This window comes from Bradyrhizobium sp. LA2.1, from assembly GCF_040547725.1.
GTDB lineage: Bacteria > Pseudomonadota > Alphaproteobacteria > Rhizobiales > Xanthobacteraceae > Bradyrhizobium > Bradyrhizobium barranii.
Genome location: NZ_JBEPQI010000031.1, coordinates 1 through 17676 on the forward strand (window position 1 = coordinate 1; position 17676 = coordinate 17676).

The window sequence follows — 17676 nt, forward strand, 5'->3', positions numbered from 1 at the left end:
GTGCGATCTTTCCGCGAAAGGCGGACTTCTCTTGCTTCAGGGATCATCCATATCTTGAATCACGACTCACGTTCCAAGAAAAGTGGGTACTAGGCGGAGGCAGATGTCAGTCGGCGTATTGGCGTGTCGTCCGCTTCAGGTCAACGGGCGCTGTCCTAATCGCCGCCGGTCCCGTCTGATCTGCCGCGACAACCGGGCGATTTCAGAGCCCGTCCGGGCTTCGCGTTCGGGCCACAAGTCGACCCAGCAAGTTACCGCTCGCTCACCCGGACTGTTTAACTTGGCTCGCGGGCCCTTGTCTTGACGGGCAGTCCCTTGAGGCCAAGCGGTTGAAATTGGCGAGACCCAAGGTCGCCTGGACGGTAGAAGCCAACGGCTCTCGCTTGTCAGGTCGGGGGCGGGCCTCGCCCGTAGGCGGGCGAAGAGTTCGGTTCGCCCAACTTCGCCCCAGCATGCTGGTAAATCATGTGATTATGATGCATACACTTCCCGTCCAACTGGCTGGAAAATGTTGCGTGAGCTCTGAAAACAACACCTTGAATATTGGTCCGCGTATCCGGCGTGCCCGCTTGTCCAAGGGGCTGCGAATGCGAGACCTGGCGCAGGTCGTCGGATGCGACGAGAGCATGATCTCCAAGATCGAGGCCGGGAAGGTCATGCCGTCGCTGCCGATGCTCGCTAAGATGGTCGACGCGCTCGACCGCGACATGGCCTCGTTCTTTGGCCTGCGGATCGACGACTACAAGCTGGTGCAGAAGCCCGAGGATCGGCTCAAGGTGCCTGTTGATGCGCTGCGCGGTGGCACGGGCGTCGTGTATGAGCGCCTGGTGCCGGTAGCCGCCGGAAATCTGCTCGAAGCCAATGTTCACGTGGTGGCCTCGGGAGGCGAGAAGATCGATCTGATTACCCATCAGGGCGAAGCCGTCGGCTATCTCGTGTCCGGAACCATCGAGCTCACCATCGACGACACCACCTATCTGATGACTTCAGGCGATTCCTTTTTCTTCAAGGCGTATCTGACCAACAGCTATCGCAACGTCGGGCCGGACGAAGCGCGGATCGTCTGGGTCAATACCCCCCAGGTTCACTGAGCCGAGCGATCAGGCTCACGGTGCATGAATTTCATGCATGTGGCGAAAACTGTAGCAGGGTGCTTCAAAGCCACTTCATTTCCTGCGCCCGCGCGAGCCTGCTTCACAGTAAAACGCGCTGATCCGCTGGCTCTCACACCCAAAAGTTCCGAAAGACGAGCTGGCATAACGCTTGCTTAAACCCAGACATGACTGTGATGCATGCCAACTGCCCCTGGCTGTATCCGATGTCGATGGGGCCCGACCACGTTGATGCGCTCCGGCATGGCCGTCGCACCGGCGAATAACGGCAGGCGAACCGCTGATGGCTTTCGTTTGGAAACGTTTGCTGGGCACCATCCCGAGTCTGATCGGCGTCGTCGTCCTGACCTTTTTCATCTCCCACGCCCTGCCGGGTGACCCGGCGGCGTATTTCGCCGGCCCCGCCGCGAACGCCGCATCGATCGAGAACATCCGCGCCACGCTGGGCCTCGATCGCCCGCTTCCAGTGCAGTTCGTGCACTATGTCGGTGACCTCGCGCAGGGCAACCTCGGCCGTTCGCTCACCACGGGACAGCCGGTGTTGACCGATCTGTTCGAGCGGCTGCCTGCATCGCTGGAATTGTCGTCCTTTGCGCTTTTGTTCGCGATCAGCATCGCCATCCCGATGGGGGTGTGGGCCGCGACCCGCATCAACGGAAGCGTCGATCACGCCTGCCGTGCGCTGGTCACCGTGAGCGCCGCTTTCCCAACGTTCTTCGTCGGGCTGCTGTTCGTCTACATCTTCTATTTCCTGCTCGGCTGGGCGCCGCAGCCGCTCGGCCGCCTGAACGAGATCGCCTTCTCGCCGCCACCGCACGTCACCGGGGCCTACACCATCGACGCACTCATCGCGGGCGATTGGCCGGTGCTCCGCGCGTCGTTGTCTCAGCTGATCCTGCCCGCGATATCGCTCGGCCTGTTCGCGCTGGCGCCGATCGCGCGCATCACGCGCGCGGCCATGTTGGAGGCGCTCGGCAGCGACTTCATCCGTACTGCGCGCGCCAGCGGCTTGCCGGTGCGCAAGATCCTGATGACCTACGCATTCCGCAACGTGCTGCTGCCGGTCAGCAGCGTGCTCGGTATGGTGTTCTCCTTCCTGCTCGGGTCCAACGTCCTGATCGAACAGGTGTTCGGCTGGCAGGGTGTCGGCGCCTACGCGGTCTCGGCCGTCATCGCGTCCGATTACGCAGCGGTTCAGGGCTTCGTCTTGATGATGGCGGTGCTTTACGTGCTGCTTAATCTCGCCGTCGACATTTTCGCGACGCTGGTCGATCCCCGCGTCCGGTTCGAGGGCTGAGCGATGAGTATAGTCACGCTCGCCCGCAACACAGGTTATGCCTTTGGCGAAAACCGCCTGACGCTGATGGCCGTGATCATCCTGGTGCTGCTGGCGCTGTGCGCGATTTTCGGACCTTACATCGCGCCGTACGATCCTCTGGTCACCTCCGCCACCACCAAACTGGCGCGGCCCAGCACCCTGCATCCGTTCGGGACCGACGCGCTCGGACGCGACATCCTCAGCCGTGTCATCGTCGCGACACGCCTCGACCTCGGGATGGCAGTCTCGGCGGTGGCGCTGTCGTTCGTGCTTGGCCTGGCGCTCGGCTCGCTCGCCGGCTATTTCGGCGGCTGGACTGACCGCATCATCGGCCGCGCCATGGACACCATCATGGCGTTCCCGCTGTTTGTGCTCGCCATGGGCATCGTGGTGGCGCTCGGGAACAGCGTCGCCAACATCATCATCGCCACGATGATCATCAATCTGCCGTTCTATTGCCGCTTCGCGCGCGCCGAGGTGAACGTGCGGCGCGAGCTCGGCTATGTCGAGGCGGCGCGCATGGGCGGCAACGGCTCGCTGCGCGTCCTGCTCAACCATATCGTCCCGAACGTCCTGCCGCCGATGATGGTGCAGGCTTCGCTCAACATGGGATGGGCGATCCTCAATGCCGCCGGCCTGTCCTTCATCGGGCTCGGAGTCCGACCACCGACGCCGGAATGGGGCATCATGGTCTCGGAAGGCGCCAGCTACATCATTTCCGGCGAGTGGTGGGCCTTCATGTTCCCGGGCGCCGCTCTCGTGCTCGCGGTGTTCTCCTTCAACATGCTGGGCGACGGACTGCGCGATCTGCTCGATCCGAGGAAACGCGTGTAATGGCGCAGCTCGAGATCGACAATCTGTCAGTGGAGTTTCGCACCCGTCACGGCGTGGTGCGGGCGCTGGACGACGTGAGCTTGTCGGTCGGCCGCGGCGAGATCGTCGGCGTGGTCGGTGAAAGTGGATCCGGAAAGTCGGTCACGGCCTACACCGTCATGGGCCTCAACGATGAGGCGGCGCAGATCACCAAAGGCAACATCACGATGGGCGGCATCGATCTTCTGGCGGCACGCCCGGAAGCGATGCGCGAACTGCGCGGACGCGAGATGGCGATGATCTTCCAGAGCCCCCGCACAGCGCTCAATCCGATCCGTAAGGTCGGCAAGCAGATCGAGGACGTGCTGCAGGAGCATGCCGGGTTGCCGAGTCGTGATCTCAGGAAAGCGGCAATCGCAGCACTGGCGCGAGTCCGCATTCCCGATCCCGAACGCCGGGCGGAAGCCTATCCGTTCGAGCTCTCGGGCGGCATGTGCCAGCGCGTGATGATCGCCATGGCGCTGGCCTGCACACCGTCGGTCCTGATCGCGGACGAGCCCACGACGGGGCTCGATGTGACAACCCAGGCGGTGATCATGGACCTGATCAGGGACATGAGCCGCTCGACGCGGATGTCGACGTTGCTGATCACTCACGATCTCGGGCTCGCCGGCGAATATTGCGACCGGATCGCCGTCATGCATGCCGGGCATATCGTCGAGATCGCGTCGACCGAGGCGCTGCTGGATCATCCGGCCCACCCCTATACACGCCAGTTGCTCGCCGCCACGCCCGTTCCGGAATCGCGTCTCGACGACCTCAACTCCATTCCCGGCCATCTACCCGATCTGCGCGGCGCGTTGCCGCCGTGCCGCTTCAGCGGACGCTGCGAGCTGCGGCAACTAATCTGCGACGAGGCAGAGCTGCCCTGGACCGAATTGTCGCCCGCGCATGTCGTGCGCTGCCGGTTTCCCCTGTCATGACGCCGCTGCTCGAAGTCAGGTCGCTGTCCAAATTATACCCGATCAAGCGGGCCTCGCGCGGCGCCCGGCTCCACGCGGTCGACGATGTGGATCTGACGATCGGCGCCGGTGAAAGCGTCGGCTTGGTCGGCGAATCCGGCTGCGGCAAATCCACCATGGTTCGCCTGCTTGGCCGGCTGATCGATCCCACGGCGGGCCAGATCCTGCTCGGCGGTGAGGATCTCACCGCGATTGCGCAGGCGAAGTTCGCGTCCTCGGCAAGCCGGCGGCGTATTCAGGTGGTGTTCCAGGACGCGACCGAAAGCCTGAATCCATCGTTCCGCGCTTTCCAGGCGATCGCCGATCCCTTGAAACGGCTACTCGGCATGAATAACGGTGCCGAGTTGGACAGCCGCGTTCGCGCCACCGCCGCGCTGGTTGGACTGCCAGAAGAACTGCTGCAGCGTTACCCGCATCAATTGTCGGGCGGCCAGCGCGCACGGGTGGGCATCGCGCGCGCCGTTGCGGTCGAGCCGTCGTTGCTGATCCTCGACGAGCCGACCTCGGCGCTCGACGTGTCGGTGCAAGCCGTAATCCTGCGGTTGCTCGCCGACCTGCGCGCACGGCTGGCGATGAGCTACCTGTTCGTATCGCACGATCTCAACGTGGTGCGGCTTCTCTGTTCGCGCGTGGTCGTGATGTATCTCGGCAAGATCGTCGAGATCGCGCCGGCGGAGGCGCTGTTCACCGCGCCTCGTCATCCCTATGCGCAGGCGCTGGTCGCCGCGATCCCGGATCCGGCGCGGCGTGGCGAAGCGCGGCCTCGACTCGACGGCAGTCCGACCAGCCCGATCGATCCGGACCCCAACGTCTGCCGCTTTTACGGCCGCTGTCCCAAGGGGGCCGACATCTGCACCAAGGCCATGCCGCCGCTTCGCGCGGTCGGCCCGGACCATTTCGCCGCCTGCCACTTCGCTCTTTCACCCGATGGAGGAACCGATGAGCGCTGACAATCAGATCTGCCGCATGGACGCCGCGACCGTCGCGGCTAAGGTCAGGAACAAGGAGCTATCCGCCGCCGAGGTCACCGAAGCCGTTCTGCGCCGCATGGAGAAGCTCGAACCGCACATCCATGCCTTCTGCACACCGACGCCCGACGTGGCGCGCGCTGCGGCCGCGGCAGTCGACGCCAAGATCGCAGCCGGCAAGGATCCCGGCCTGCTGGCGGGCGTACCGATCGGAATCAAGGATCTCGTCGCCACCAAGGACATCCTGACGGTGATGGGTTCTCCGCTCTACCGGGACTTCGTGCCGGATGAGGACGACATCGTCGTCGAGCGGCTGAAGGACGCCGGCGCAGTCATCATCGGCAAGACCAACGTGCCGGAATTCGGCTACAGCGGCGTCGGCCACAACCCGGTTTTTCCCGCGACGCGTAATCCCTGGAATCTCGACATGACATCCGGCGGATCGAGCGCTGGCTCCGGAGCTTCGGTCGCGGCCGGCGTCGCACCTTTCGCAATCGGCTCCGATGGCGGCGGATCGATCCGCATTCCGTCCGCGCTTTGCGGGCTCTACGGAATCAAAGCCTCGATGGGGCGGGTGCCGCTCTACCCGGGTTGCCGGGATGAACGCTATCCCGGCGTCTCGAGCTGGGAATCGCTCGAGCACGTCGGCCCGATGAGCCGCACCGTGACCGACTCGGCGCTGATGCTGAAGGTGATCACCGGACCCGATCCGCGCGATCGCTATTCCATCCCGGCTGCCGACTTCGACTATGTCGGCGCCGTGAAGGAGAGCATCAAGGGCCTTCGCATTGCCTATAGCGAAGATTGGGGCTATGCGCCGGTCGATCCGGAAGTCCGTCGCGTCGTGTCTGAAGCGGTGCGCGTGTTCGAGACCGATCTTGGCTGCACGATCGAGCGCGCTCATCCGGGATGGGAAGATCCGTTCCCTCATTTCTGGACCATCGTCGCCGGCGACACCGACCTCACCGGTATGCGCCGCATGATGAAGGGGCATGAAAAGGAAATGTCGCCGCACCTGGTCGGGCTGTTGCAGCGGCAATGGACCGCGGAAGAATTCACTGACGCCAAGATGATCCGGCAGATGGTCTGCAACCGCATGTGGCGGTTCATGGCCAACTACGACCTCCTGATCACGCCAACGCTCGCGGTGCCGGCATTCCCGCTCTACATGCAGGGGCCCGAGATCATCGAAGAGAAGATGGTCTCTACCGGCGATTGGCTCTGCTTCACCTTCATCTGCAATTTGACCGGCCAGCCAGCAGCGACCATTCCCGCCGGCTTCACCAAAACCGGTTTGCCTGTCGGCATGCAAATCATTGGTCGCCATCTGGCGGATCGTACCGTGCTCGCCGCCTCCGGCGCCTTCGAACAAGCGCGTCCGTGGGCTCACAAATGGCCGACACTGCTGGGCGATCTCGGCCTCTGACGCTGCCTCGACTTTTTCAACCGAAATCCAGAAAGGACGCACGATATGAAGTTCGATCGTAGTCTCGCTACAGCGGCGCTGCTCACAGCGTCCGTTGTCTGGCCCGGCGCTTCCGCACGCGCGGCCGAAATTGCCAAGGACACGATGGTGATCGTGTCCGAAATGGGCCCCAACGGTCTCGACACGATGGTGCCGACCGCCAACGATCACAGCCGCATGGTGGTGTGGCAGGCCTACGACCGGCTCGTCAGCCACGGCGAGAAAAAGCTGGCCGACGGCACGGTATCCTACGACGCCAAGGTCATGACGCCAGAGCTGGCCGAGAGCTGGGAAGCCAGCGAGGACGGCAAGACCTACATTTTCCATCTGCGCAAGGACGCGACGTTCCACGATGGCAGCCCGGTCACCGCCAAGGACGTCAAATGGTCGTTCGATCGCGCCATCGCCGCCGGCGGCTTTCCGGCGGTGCAAATGGCGGCGGGATCCCTGGTCAAGCCCGAACAGTTCACGGTGGTCGACGATCACACCTTCAAGGCGACGTTCGATCAGTTCAACAAGCTGACGATGCCTGACCTCGTCGTGCCGGTGCCCGTCATCGTCAATTCCGAGCTGGCCAAGAAGCACGCGACAGCGCAAGACCCGTGGGCGTTCGAGTGGGTGTCACGCAACGATTGCGGCGGCGGTGCCTACAAGGTGGAGTCCTGGTCGCCCGGCCAGCAGACTGTTTTTACCCGCTTCGACGCCTGGAAGTCCGGCCCGCTGCCCCAACTCAAGCGCGTCGTCTATCGGCAGATCGCCTCGGCCGGTACGCGTCGCGCGCTGCTGGAGAAGGGCGACGTCGATATGTCGGTCGGCCTTCCGCCGAAGGACTATGCCGAACTGGCAGAGCAGGGGAAGGTGACGATCATCGGCGTGCCGGTGCAGAACGACCTCGTGTTCGTCGATATGAATGTGAAGATCGCACCGTTCGACAATCCCAAGGTGCGCGAAGCGATCTCCTACGCCATCCCCTACAAGGAGATCGTCAGCTCCGCGCTCTATAACCGCGCCAAGCCGATGTTCGGTGGTGACCCTGACAAACCCTATCCCGACGCGACGTGGCCCGTTCCGATCAAGCATGGCCAGGATCTTGCGAAGGCCAAGCAGCTGTTGACCGAGGCCGGGTTCCCCAACGGCTTCAAGACCACGCTGTCGATCGATCTCAGCGAATCCACCGTGCGCGAGCCGACTGCCATCTTGATCCAGGAGGCGCTCAAGACGATCGGCGTCGAACTCACGATCGAGAAGGTCCCGGGCTCGAACTGGTTTGCCCAGATGGCCAGCAAGACGATGCCGATGGTCATCGCCGAATTCTATGGCTGGCTCGATTACCCCGACTATTTCTTCTTCTGGACCTTCCACGGCGGCAACAACTCCGTGTTCAACACTGCCAACTACGTCAATCCCGACCTCGACAAGGTGATTGACCAGGCGCGCTTCACCCGCGATCCCGAGATCTACAAGACAAGCCTGAACAAGATGGTCGACATCGTCATGACCGACTTGCCTCGCATCCCGCTCTACACGCGGTTTGCCGACTATGCGGTGCAGAAGAACGTCAAGGGTTTTGAGTACTGGTTTCACACGCATCCGGATTTCCGCAAACTCTACAAGGAATGAGAGGACGGCAAGCGCGCTCGAACGGGGGCGCTTGCCATTCATCGGGGAAACACCGTGCAAGACACGCTCGGCGCTTTCGTTCCAGGCCCCATCATCCAACGGGCGCCGCACGGCTCAGGGCCACTTTCGGGCTTGAGCTTCGCGGTCAAGGACCTGTTCGATGTTGCAGGCGGCGTGACCGGCTGCGGCAATCCGGACTGGGCTGCCACCCACGAGATCGCAAAGGCCGACGCCTGGGCCGTCGACGCTCTGCTGGGCGCCGGCGCCTCGCTGACGGGCAAGACCATCACCGACGAGATCTCGCTCGGGCTGCTTGGCATCAACAAGTTTTACGGCACGCCGCTGAACCCGCGCGCGCCGGACCGTGTACCGGGCGGCTCGTCGAGCGGCTCCGCGTCCGCTGTTGCCGGCGGCCTGGCTGATTTTGCCTTGGGTACCGACTCCGGCGGCTCAGTGCGCATCCCCGCGAGTTTCTGCGGAATTTACGGCCTGCGTCCGACTCATGGTCGTATCTCCATCGCCGGCATGATGCCCCAGGCACCATCATTCGATACCGTTGGCTATTTCACTCGCGATGCCCTGACTTTCGGCCGGGTCGGCGCGGTGCTACTCGGAGAGCAGGCGCCCGATGTCTTGCCCAGCGAGATCGTCGTTGCGGCCGACTGTTTTGCCATCGCCGACGAGCCGGTAAGGCGCGCCTTGCAACCGGTTGTTGATCGGATGCGCGATGCAGTGGCGATCACCGCGTCGCCATTGGCCGAAGGCGCGCTCCTCGACTGGGCGCGCCACCAGCGCATCCTGCAGAAGTGTGAATTCCACGCCACGTTTCGGGATTGGATCGATCGCGTGAACCCGCGCTTCTCGTCGGAGGTAGCCGGCGCGTTTGCCGACGAAGGCCGCATTGAATCGAGTGACCTCTCGGCCGCCAAGGCTTTCCGCGAGTGCGCATCGAAGCGGCTCAACGATTTGCTCGAGGGGCGCCGCATGCTGTGCCTGCCGACCTCGCCCATTCTGCCGATAGGCCGCGACGCGCGCCTGTCGGACATTCGCGCGGCGGTACAGCGGATTGTCGACCTGACCGGTATCGCGGGCCTGACGGGCCTTCCACAGGTCAGCCTGCCCGTCGCTACATCCGGCTCTATTCCGGTCGGGCTGTCCCTCATTGGCTGGCGCGGCGGCGATGCGGCATTGGTCGCAGCAGCGCGCACCCTGGCGCGGGAATTCTCGATTGGACTGGCATGACCGACATCAAGGAAGCACGGACGCTGACCCTCGAAGGCGCGCTTAAGGTGCTCAACGCGGCAATCGGCGAGGCGACCCGCATTGGACAGCCGATGTGCATCGCAGTGGTCGATACCGGCGGCAATCTGCTGGCGTTCGGGCGCATGGACGGCTCGAAGGGACTTAGCGTGACCTCGTCCATCAACAAGGCACGGACGTCGGCACTGTCTGGCTCGCCGACCGGCGGCGCTCACGCGGACGTGGAAATCCAGGTCACTCTCGCGCATGAAAATCGCTGGACCAATCTGATCGGTGGTCTCCCGATCCGCGTCGATGGGTTCATCCTTGGCGCAGTGGCGGCGGGCTCCGGATCAGGCACACAGGATCTCGCTGTCGCCCGGGCCGGTGCGGCCGCGATCCTGGGAGCAGACATGTGCGTCGATTTCACGCCGATGGGCGCGGAAGACACCGGGATCATCAGGGGGGCGACGCTTCAGCCGAGGATTTGAAGCCAGCGGTCGGTCTGCGCACGACGACATAGGCCAAGGGGCGGAAGAGAGCCAAAAGTGATTGCTAGGCTCGGTGGAGCAATGTCCGCACTGGGTCAAGAGCGGGCCGGGATGGATCGCTAAACTTGCCCCTTGGTTGAGGGGCGTGAGTGAGGTGTGCTCCCGCTCGCATGGGGTAGTTGTCGGTCTGTAACCAAGTGCGCCAAAAGGGACGTTGGCTAAACGTCGAAAAGCGTTTCTTCATTCTTCAAAGTTGCGATAGCGAATCCGTGCGGGCCGAGATCTCGAAAGAACTCACGGATAACGTCGATGAGGACTCGCACGTATTCGGGCTTATTCGATCCGTAAACGTCGGCGATGACGAGCGTGGGTGCGGGCAGATCGTCAGTTATCGGCAGCCGGATAAGCTCAGTGCCGTCCGGGGAAGCGTGGCCCAGTGGGGGCATGTTGAGCACAGAAACTCCAAACCCGCACGCAACAGAGGTCCTGATAGTCTCGTAGTTGCGCGTGCGGAAGCCGATCGTTGGTTGAGTTGCCAGCACATCGAACAATGTAAGGAGATACAGCGCGGTCTGTGGCAAATCCAACAGAACCAAAGGCCGAGTTGCCAATTCTGCGATAGATACGGCCGGCTGACGCGCGAGTTGGTCGGATCGCGAAATTAGCGCATGCGCAGGTACTTTACAGACGCGTGTTGTGTTCTCTTTGAAGTGCGGTCCGATATCATAAGTTACGACCAGGTCGACCGCTCCGTTTGCGAACCATTCTCGCAACTGCAACTGGTCTCCCTCGAGCACAGAAATCTCAACCGGCCCAACGCGCTCGATGTAGCGCTTCAGTGTGTCGGGAATGAAAAGTGCGCCGAAAGGATTGAAGCAGCCAATACGGATTGCCGGCGTGCTCAGTCCTCCCAAGCGAGCTATCGTCCTTTTGAATTCTGCATCGGCGGTCAGCATCGAGCGGGCTGCGCAGATAAAGCGTTCTCCCGCCGGGGTTACTCTGACCCCGCGTGAGGGACGCCTCTCAAAGATTCGAGCGCCCATTTCGGTTTCAGCAAGTTCAATCGCCGCAAGGATCGACGATTGCGAGATCCGCAAACTCACCGATGCTGCGTGCATGCTGCCAAGCCTGGCGACTTCGCTTACGTATCGAATTTGCCGAATCGTAAGATCCACAAGGCGTTCCCTACAGTTGATCGATGGTCTTTCTACAAATTATGCATTTTATGACCAGCTCGTAAATTCCTAATGCTCGCCGGACGGAGCCGAGTTTGACCGCTCCTGACTGTGAGAGAGGGAAAAGCAGTGTCTATGGACGTCTTCAGTCCGCCTGATGGGACCGACATATGTGGGCTGAATGCGGCCCAGGTGCTTTCCGCCTATAGGAAGGGGACATTGTCACCGATTGAGGTGACCGAAGCCGCTTTGGAGAGAGCTGAGGCAGTCAACGGGGAGCTGAACGCGTTCACGTTTATCGACCGGGATCGGGCTAGGAATGAGGCGCGTCGGTCCGAAGCTCGCTGGAGGTCCGGCGCACCCTTGTCAGACCTCGATGGCATCCCGACAACGATTAAGGACATCGTCTGGGTCGAGGGGTGGTCGGTTCGGTGCGGCAGCCGCACGACGACAGCTTCGCCGTGTGAAAGGGATGCGCCGTCGGTCGAGAGGCTGCGCCGCTCAGGCGCGATCTTCATCGGGCAGACAACAACGCCGGAATTCGGCTGGAAGGCGGTTACCGACTCTCCTCTCTTTGGCGTGACGCGCAACGCCTGGGATCCTTCGATGACGGCAGGAGGATCCTCCGGAGGAGCAGCGGTAGCCGCAGCTGTCGGAGCGGGCAGCCTTCATTTGGGTAGCGATGGCGGTGGCTCGATACGCATTCCGGCGTCGTTCAACGGTATAGTCGGACATAAGCCGTCATTCGGACGTGTGCCCGCTCATCCTCCCAGCGCTTTTGGAACAGTGGCGCACATCGGTCCGATGGCACGAAGCGTTGGCGATGCTGAAGCCATGCTTGAGGCGATGTCTGGGCGCGACTTGCGCGACTGGGCGCAGGGCGCAGGAAAATTACCAAGATTGGGGAAGCGGCAGGCGGACTTTACGGGGATGCGGATCGGATACTGGTCAACTCCCCCTGTAGGACACGTCGACAGGGAAGTCGAATTGAGTGTGGCGGCTGCGGTTCGGCGAATGGAGGAGTGGGGAGCGATCGTCGAGCCGGTCGAATTGCCTTCCATTGATCTTCTTGAGCTGTTCCATATCCACTGGTTTTCGGGGGCCGCCAATCGGCTCGTCTCAGCGGGCGAAGTTGCCTCCGAAGTATACGATGCCGGCTTCCTGTTGGCCGCGGCGAAAGGCCGGGAGTACAGCGCTGCTACCCTGGTGGCTGCCCAAGTGCTTCGCGCCGAATTCGGCACCTTCATGGACGAGTTGCTCGAGAGTTACAATGTGTTGGTCTCTCCAGCCGCCGCCATTCCTCCGTTCGCAGCCGGGCGAGATGTGCCAGAAGGTAGTGGCCTTAGCCATTGGACCGAGTGGGCATCCTTCAGCTTTCCCATCAATCTGAGCCAGCAGCCTGCGTGCGTAGTTCCTTGCGGAATGACGGCTTCTGGAGCTCCAATTGGACTGCAATTTGTTGGCGCACGAGGAAATGACTCAGGCGTACTCGCCACGGCGCGGGCTTACGAACTGGTGTCACCCGAGCACTTCAGGATGGTCGATCTGACTAAGCGATCACGAAAGAGGATGGACGGCGTCGGAGCGACGCGCAGCGAATAGCGACCGGATTATCTTGGTTGAACGAGAACGTACTGACGTTCATCAGGGGGCGCTCGGATGTGCGACCATCGATTGTTCTTGGCAAAGTCGGAAGTCTCGCTTGAATCGATCGAGCGACCGGGGCCAAACGATGAGCGTGACTTGCGACGTCGCTGATACAGTTCTTGGCTCATGGTTTTCGTTGCTCGCTGAGGTCGACGGAAGCTCTCGGAGTGTTCTTCGGCAGGCCGAACAATCTGATGTGACGGTAGGGAGAAGTGGGTATGGCGAAATACATTGGCCATTACATCGATGGGCGGCGGTGCATAGGTCAGGGGCGACGAACCTCAACGGTCTTCAATCCGGCGACAGGCGAGCACTCGGGATTGGTACCTCTTGCATCCGGCTCGGACGTTCATCGCGCGGTTGCGAGCGCGGCTGCGGCTTTCGCGATCTGGTCGGAGATTACTCCCCTGCGGCGAGCACGAATTCTCAATAAGTTCTTGCGGCTTCTGGAGGAAAGGGCAGAACGCCTGGCAGCTCTGATTAGCGCGGAGCATGGCAAGGTGCTCGCTGATGCGATGGGCGAAGTGCAAAGAGGCATTGAAGTTGTTGAGTTCGCGACCGGTGCCCCGCAGCTTCTGAAAGGGGAGTTTACCGAAAGCGTCGGAACACGGGTTGACAGTCATTCGGTCCGACAGCCGATTGGGGTCGTTGCAGGGATTACGCCGTTCAACTTCCCCGCGATGGTCCCCATGTGGATGTTTCCAGTCGCTCTTGCCTGCGGTAACTGCTTCATATTGAAACCTTCGGAGCGCGTTCCTTCTGCCGCGATCCTGCTCGCCGAGTGGCTAACCGAGGCCGGCCTTCCGCCAGGAGTATTCAATGTCGTTCAGGGCGATAAACAAGCGGTCGATGCACTCTTAGTACACCCGGATGTTGCGGCAGTGAGTTTCGTCGGGTCGACGCCGATCGCTCGATACGTCTACGAGACCGCAGCCCGCTTCGGAAAGCGCTGTCAAGCGCTAGGTGGTGCAAAGAACCATATGATCGTCATGCCCGATGCGGATTTGGATCAGGTTGCAGATACCTTGATGGGAGCGGCCTATGGAGCGGCAGGCGAGCGTTGCATGGCGGTCTCCGTGGTGGTGCCAATCGGCGAACATACGGCTAACGAATTGATCGCGCGGATGGCCCCCAGGGTGCGTGCGCTCAGGATCGGACCGGCGACCGATCCTGACGCTGAGATTGGGCCATTGATAACAAAACAGCATCTAGAGAGGGTCTACGCTTACATCCAATCGGGCGTGACCCAGGGCGCAAACCTGCTGATCGACGGTCGTGGTTTCAAGATGCAGGGTCACGAAGGGGGGTATTTTATTGGGGGCTCTCTCTTCGACCAAGTTGAGCCGAACATGACGATCTACAGAGAAGAGATCTTCGGACCAGTGCTTTGCGTAGTGCGTGCGGAAAGCTTCGAAGCTGCCGCCAGCCTGATCAATCGAAGCGAATTTGGCAACGGTACTGCGATCTTTACCCGTGATGGGAAAGCAGCGCGTGAATTCGCGCATCGGATACGCGTCGGCATGGTGGGGGTCAATGTTGCTATCCCCGTTCCCATGGCTTTCCATTCCTTTGGAGGATGGAAGGCCTCTCTGTTCGGTGGTCATCATATCCACGGTCCAGAGGGAGTGCGCTTCTACACGCAATTGAAGACGATTACGACACGATGGCCCACAGACATTCGCGCGGACGTCAATTTTGCCATGCCGACCTTCCATTAGTGAGGCCGAGCGCCGGCAGTGCGTGTCGGTAGCGACCGGTGTACTTTCTCCTCGTCACGACGTTCTCTCAGAAAAGGCCCCGCGGACGGCGCCACCCCACGAGGCGCGCAGCAATTCGGTGTCATCATCGCCAATGACGCCACATAGTGGTTCACGACTGGCTGGAGTGGTGTTTGCGCGAGCTCCGCTCGGTTTACCGGCAGAAAATGCCGCTCTCGTGTTTGGATCTCACTGTCCGCGGAGCCCATCTTGGCCGGTGGTCGTAAGACCCGAAAACAGGCCGGACATATGAGCGCAAGCGATCCGAGCAAGCTGCTAGAACCGTCCTTGCAAGTCGGGGGCCGTCCACATATGAACCGAGCCCTTTCGGTCTCGGCCTGCCGGCTTCGATCCCTGGCGTAGGACCATGATGGAGTCGTCGTCCGATATCTCCAAATCTGACGAGTGACTTGACGCGATATCCACACGGCAGAATTGTCGCCGGAGGCGCTCTTTGATGAAGCCGGCCGCAAGCGGCCTGCGCTTGTTTTTACCCCCGAAGACGGGGTGGGCGGCGCTCCCGCATAGCCCCGAACCGGTGAGCCGCAACCGCGCCCCTCTCTGCTCCTCCAGGACGATCATGATAATGGCGCGGTCCTCCGCTCGCGCTCCGGCCGTTCCGGTGCGGCCCACCTCAGGCGTTCGGGGCTTTCCGGTCGCTCTTCGCCGCCCACCCCGCCTTCCGGGGGCAGGTTGCGGAAGAAGAGTGGATGGAGATCATCATGGCCAAGGGCCGCAAGATTGATTGCACGACAGCGACCAAACCGAGCCTCTACGAAGAAATCACCTCGCACATCATCGCCGACCTGGAGGCCGGCACCTTCCCATGGGCGCGACCCTGGGGCGCGAGTGGTGAGAGCAAGGCGTTTGCGTTGCCCAGCAATGCCGCGACCGGCAATCCCTATTCCGGGATCAATATCCTGATCCTGTGGGGCAAGATGTTTGAATCCGGCTTCACCTCTCAAAGGTGGCTCACCTTCAATCAGGCATCAGCCCTCGGCGGCACCGTACGCAAAGGAGAGCATGGCACGACGGTCTGTTATGCCGACCGCTTCGTCCCCAAGCGCGCGCAAGATTCTGCGCGCCGAGGCAAAGAGGGGCAGGCGGAGGAGGGGGAGGCAAGTATTCCCTTCCTGCGCCGCTACACGGTTTTCAATCTGGATCAATGCGACCAATTGCCGGCCGATCTCAGCCTCGCGTCACCCGAACTGCCCGAGCGGCAGCTCGTGCCGCAGGCCGAGGCGCTCGCCAAGGCAACGCTTGCCGATATCCGCATCGGCGGCGCGGACGCATTCTATCTGCCGCTGGCAGATACCGTTCACATCCCGCCACAGCCGGCATTCTTCGAGCAGATCAACTTCTATCGGACGCTCTTTCATGAGCTCGGACACTGGACCGGCCATCCCAACCGGTTGAACCGCGACCTCACGGGTACCTTCGGCTCGAAACCTTACGCCCATGAGGAATTGGTCGCCGAGTTGACCGCCGCTTTTGTCTGCGCCGCGCGCTCCATCAAGCCGACGGTCCGGCATGCCGACTATCTCGGTTCATGGCTGGACGTGCTCCGCAGCGACAGCCGCGCAATTTTTCGGGCCGCAAGCAAAGCCTCCAAGGCCGCCGATTTTCTGCTCGCGTTCAGCGAAGACAACCGAGCGGCCGCAGCGAAGGCGAGGGCGCCCTGAGCCGCGCCCTCGATGAGCCGCGTGCGGCCGCCGCCTGTGTGCCGCGCTACATGGCGTTTCCGATCGGTCATTAGGACGCCAAATAATCGCTATCTCGGCCCGCGCCTGCGAGATGATTAACCCTTTGTTTACCAGCCCTTGACGCTCTCGATTCGGGCGCAAGGACGCAATTTGCGCCCGAATTCTGCGGTGTCCGAGTCGCCTTGGAGTCAATCGGGCGAGGTGGAAATTTAGCCGGAAGCGATTCTGACGACTCAGCCTATTGGAGGGTCCAAGCAGAGCGCGTGCAGCGCATCATGGAGCCGACCATGGTTGATCCCTTCAAGGCGTTTCCCGAACCGCATGCAGTGAAGCTCAGGCGTATTTGCGTTGCTCAGGTCGTGGTGAGCGTCTCGGCACTGACGTCAACGGCCGTACTGCTGTCGTGCCTCACGATCGTCGTGAACAAGCTCTGATTGGCTGGAAAGAGCGACGCCGTCCTGACGCAGCCTGCAATGCTCTATTGCCAAAACGCCAAAGCCGGATCGTATCGCGCCCGGCGCGTCTACGATCCGGCTTAACGACGAGCTATCGTTCCAGCCATCGCCGTGAGATCAATCAGGTGGCAAGTCCACAAAGGCCAAATGCCTCAGGGGCGTGCCTCTGGCGGGAGCGAAAGCGGGTCTCGATGCCCGAAGACCTACTACTTTTTCTTGGCGGCCTTCTTCGCCTTCTTCGCGACGGTCTTCTTTGCCTTCTTCGCTTTCTTAGCCATATGCCCTCCGTCAATCCTCAATGGATGCAAACCGGGAATCGGTATGCACAGAAAAAAGTGTAACACTGTTTTGAAAGATTGACAGTGAGGCGGCTTGATCACGCTTTTCGAGTCGCTCGACGTTGTTCGAGAAGATAGCGCTGCATGAGAAGAGCGACCGATGCCGTCGCATCGCTGCCGCGGCAATTCCAGGCAACGGCTGCCCCATGAGACAGCGATCTCAAGAGAAGGCAGTCCCAAGAGAAGGCGATCCTAAGTGAGCCGCCTCCAACACGCGGCTCCGTGCTCGCAGGACGCCTTTAAGAGAAAGCCGTGACGAGAGGGCCCCGCGACCGATGCTGGCGGAGACCGTTGGCGTCAGTCGGTGGATTTCCTGATCAAGGCGACGAGCGCTGTTGTCGTCCTCGCCGGCCGCCCGGCCGAGAATGCGGCAGAGCTGGCAGGCCGGAGGTTGGCGCTGCCAGGGCGAGGGTTCACATGGTCTTTGCTGCTATTTCGCCGGAGCAGGTCCAACCTGTAGCGATCGCGATACACCGGGGCATGTCACGAACGTCAGAGCGGGTCTCGGCGGCCTTGTCGCGGTTGGGGATGATGTCGACGCCGAGGCACTGAT

Annotated in this window: 14 protein-coding genes; 13 read left to right on the forward strand and 1 reads right to left on the reverse strand. The window is 61.7% G+C overall.

Features of this window, described 5'->3' with window-relative positions; all coding sequences use genetic code 11:
• Positions 1 to 515 precede the first annotated feature (515 nt).
• From ABIB95_RS39975 to ABIB95_RS40015, 9 genes are all read left to right on the forward strand, one after another.
• Entirely contained in the window at positions 516 to 1091 is a 576-nt protein-coding gene (locus ABIB95_RS39975) for a cupin domain-containing protein (RefSeq protein WP_162137008.1), read from the forward strand.
• A gap of 301 nt (positions 1092 to 1392) precedes the next feature.
• Complete coding sequence (locus ABIB95_RS39980) at positions 1393 to 2409, forward strand: ABC transporter permease (RefSeq protein WP_354248290.1); 1017 nt, start codon at positions 1393 to 1395, stop codon at positions 2407 to 2409.
• Between the two features lie 3 nt (positions 2410 to 2412).
• The gene (locus tag ABIB95_RS39985) at positions 2413 to 3264 is read left to right on the forward strand and encodes an ABC transporter permease (protein ID WP_085404910.1); all 852 of its coding nucleotides are present in this window, start codon (positions 2413 to 2415) and stop codon (positions 3262 to 3264) included.
• Entirely contained in the window at positions 3264 to 4226 is a 963-nt protein-coding gene (locus ABIB95_RS39990) for an ABC transporter ATP-binding protein (protein WP_085404909.1), read from the forward strand. The genes ABIB95_RS39985 and ABIB95_RS39990 overlap by 1 nt, the downstream gene beginning before the upstream one ends.
• Entirely contained in the window at positions 4223 to 5215 is a 993-nt protein-coding gene (locus ABIB95_RS39995) for an ABC transporter ATP-binding protein (protein ID WP_028152373.1), read from the forward strand. The genes ABIB95_RS39990 and ABIB95_RS39995 overlap by 4 nt, the downstream gene beginning before the upstream one ends.
• Positions 5205 to 6659 (forward strand): amidase, encoded by a 1455-nt coding sequence (locus tag ABIB95_RS40000; protein ID WP_085404948.1) that lies wholly within the window; start codon positions 5205 to 5207, stop codon positions 6657 to 6659. The genes ABIB95_RS39995 and ABIB95_RS40000 overlap by 11 nt, the downstream gene beginning before the upstream one ends.
• Before the next feature lie 45 nt (positions 6660 to 6704).
• Positions 6705 to 8318, forward strand: a complete 1614-nt coding sequence (locus ABIB95_RS40005; RefSeq protein ID WP_028159863.1) for an ABC transporter substrate-binding protein — start codon at positions 6705 to 6707, stop codon at positions 8316 to 8318.
• Between the two features lie 54 nt (positions 8319 to 8372).
• Positions 8373 to 9560: an amidase gene (locus tag ABIB95_RS40010; RefSeq protein WP_354248161.1), complete on the forward strand. Its 1188-nt coding sequence runs from the start codon at positions 8373 to 8375 to the stop codon at positions 9558 to 9560.
• Positions 9557 to 10048: a GlcG/HbpS family heme-binding protein gene (locus ABIB95_RS40015; protein WP_063629876.1), complete on the forward strand. Its 492-nt coding sequence runs from the start codon at positions 9557 to 9559 to the stop codon at positions 10046 to 10048. The genes ABIB95_RS40010 and ABIB95_RS40015 overlap by 4 nt, the downstream gene beginning before the upstream one ends.
• Before the next feature lie 218 nt (positions 10049 to 10266).
• Here the strand turns inward: ABIB95_RS40015 and ABIB95_RS40020 are convergent, their stop codons facing one another.
• Positions 10267 to 11223: a LysR family transcriptional regulator gene (locus ABIB95_RS40020; protein WP_028152372.1), complete on the reverse strand. Its 957-nt coding sequence runs from the start codon at positions 11221 to 11223 to the stop codon at positions 10267 to 10269.
• Positions 11224 to 11358: 135 nt separating this feature from the next.
• Here ABIB95_RS40020 and ABIB95_RS40025 point away from each other — a divergent pair, with 135 nt between their 5' ends.
• The 4 genes from ABIB95_RS40025 (at position 11359) to ABIB95_RS40040 (ending at position 16764) form a co-directional block, all read left to right on the forward strand.
• Positions 11359 to 12825: an amidase gene (locus ABIB95_RS40025; RefSeq protein WP_085404906.1), complete on the forward strand. Its 1467-nt coding sequence runs from the start codon at positions 11359 to 11361 to the stop codon at positions 12823 to 12825.
• A gap of 263 nt (positions 12826 to 13088) precedes the next feature.
• Positions 13089 to 14588 carry a CoA-acylating methylmalonate-semialdehyde dehydrogenase gene (locus ABIB95_RS40030; RefSeq protein WP_354248164.1) on the forward strand — a complete coding sequence of 500 codons (1500 nt, stop codon included), beginning with the start codon at positions 13089 to 13091 and terminating at the stop codon, positions 14586 to 14588.
• A 749-nt stretch (positions 14589 to 15337) separates the two neighbouring features.
• Positions 15338 to 16309: an ArdC family protein gene (locus ABIB95_RS40035; protein ID WP_354248166.1), complete on the forward strand. Its 972-nt coding sequence runs from the start codon at positions 15338 to 15340 to the stop codon at positions 16307 to 16309.
• 308 nt (positions 16310 to 16617) lie between these two features.
• On the forward strand, positions 16618 to 16764 hold the full coding sequence (locus ABIB95_RS40040; RefSeq protein WP_155256151.1) for a hypothetical protein: 147 nt from the start codon (positions 16618 to 16620) through the stop codon (positions 16762 to 16764).
• Positions 16765 to 17676: the final 912 nt, after the last annotated feature.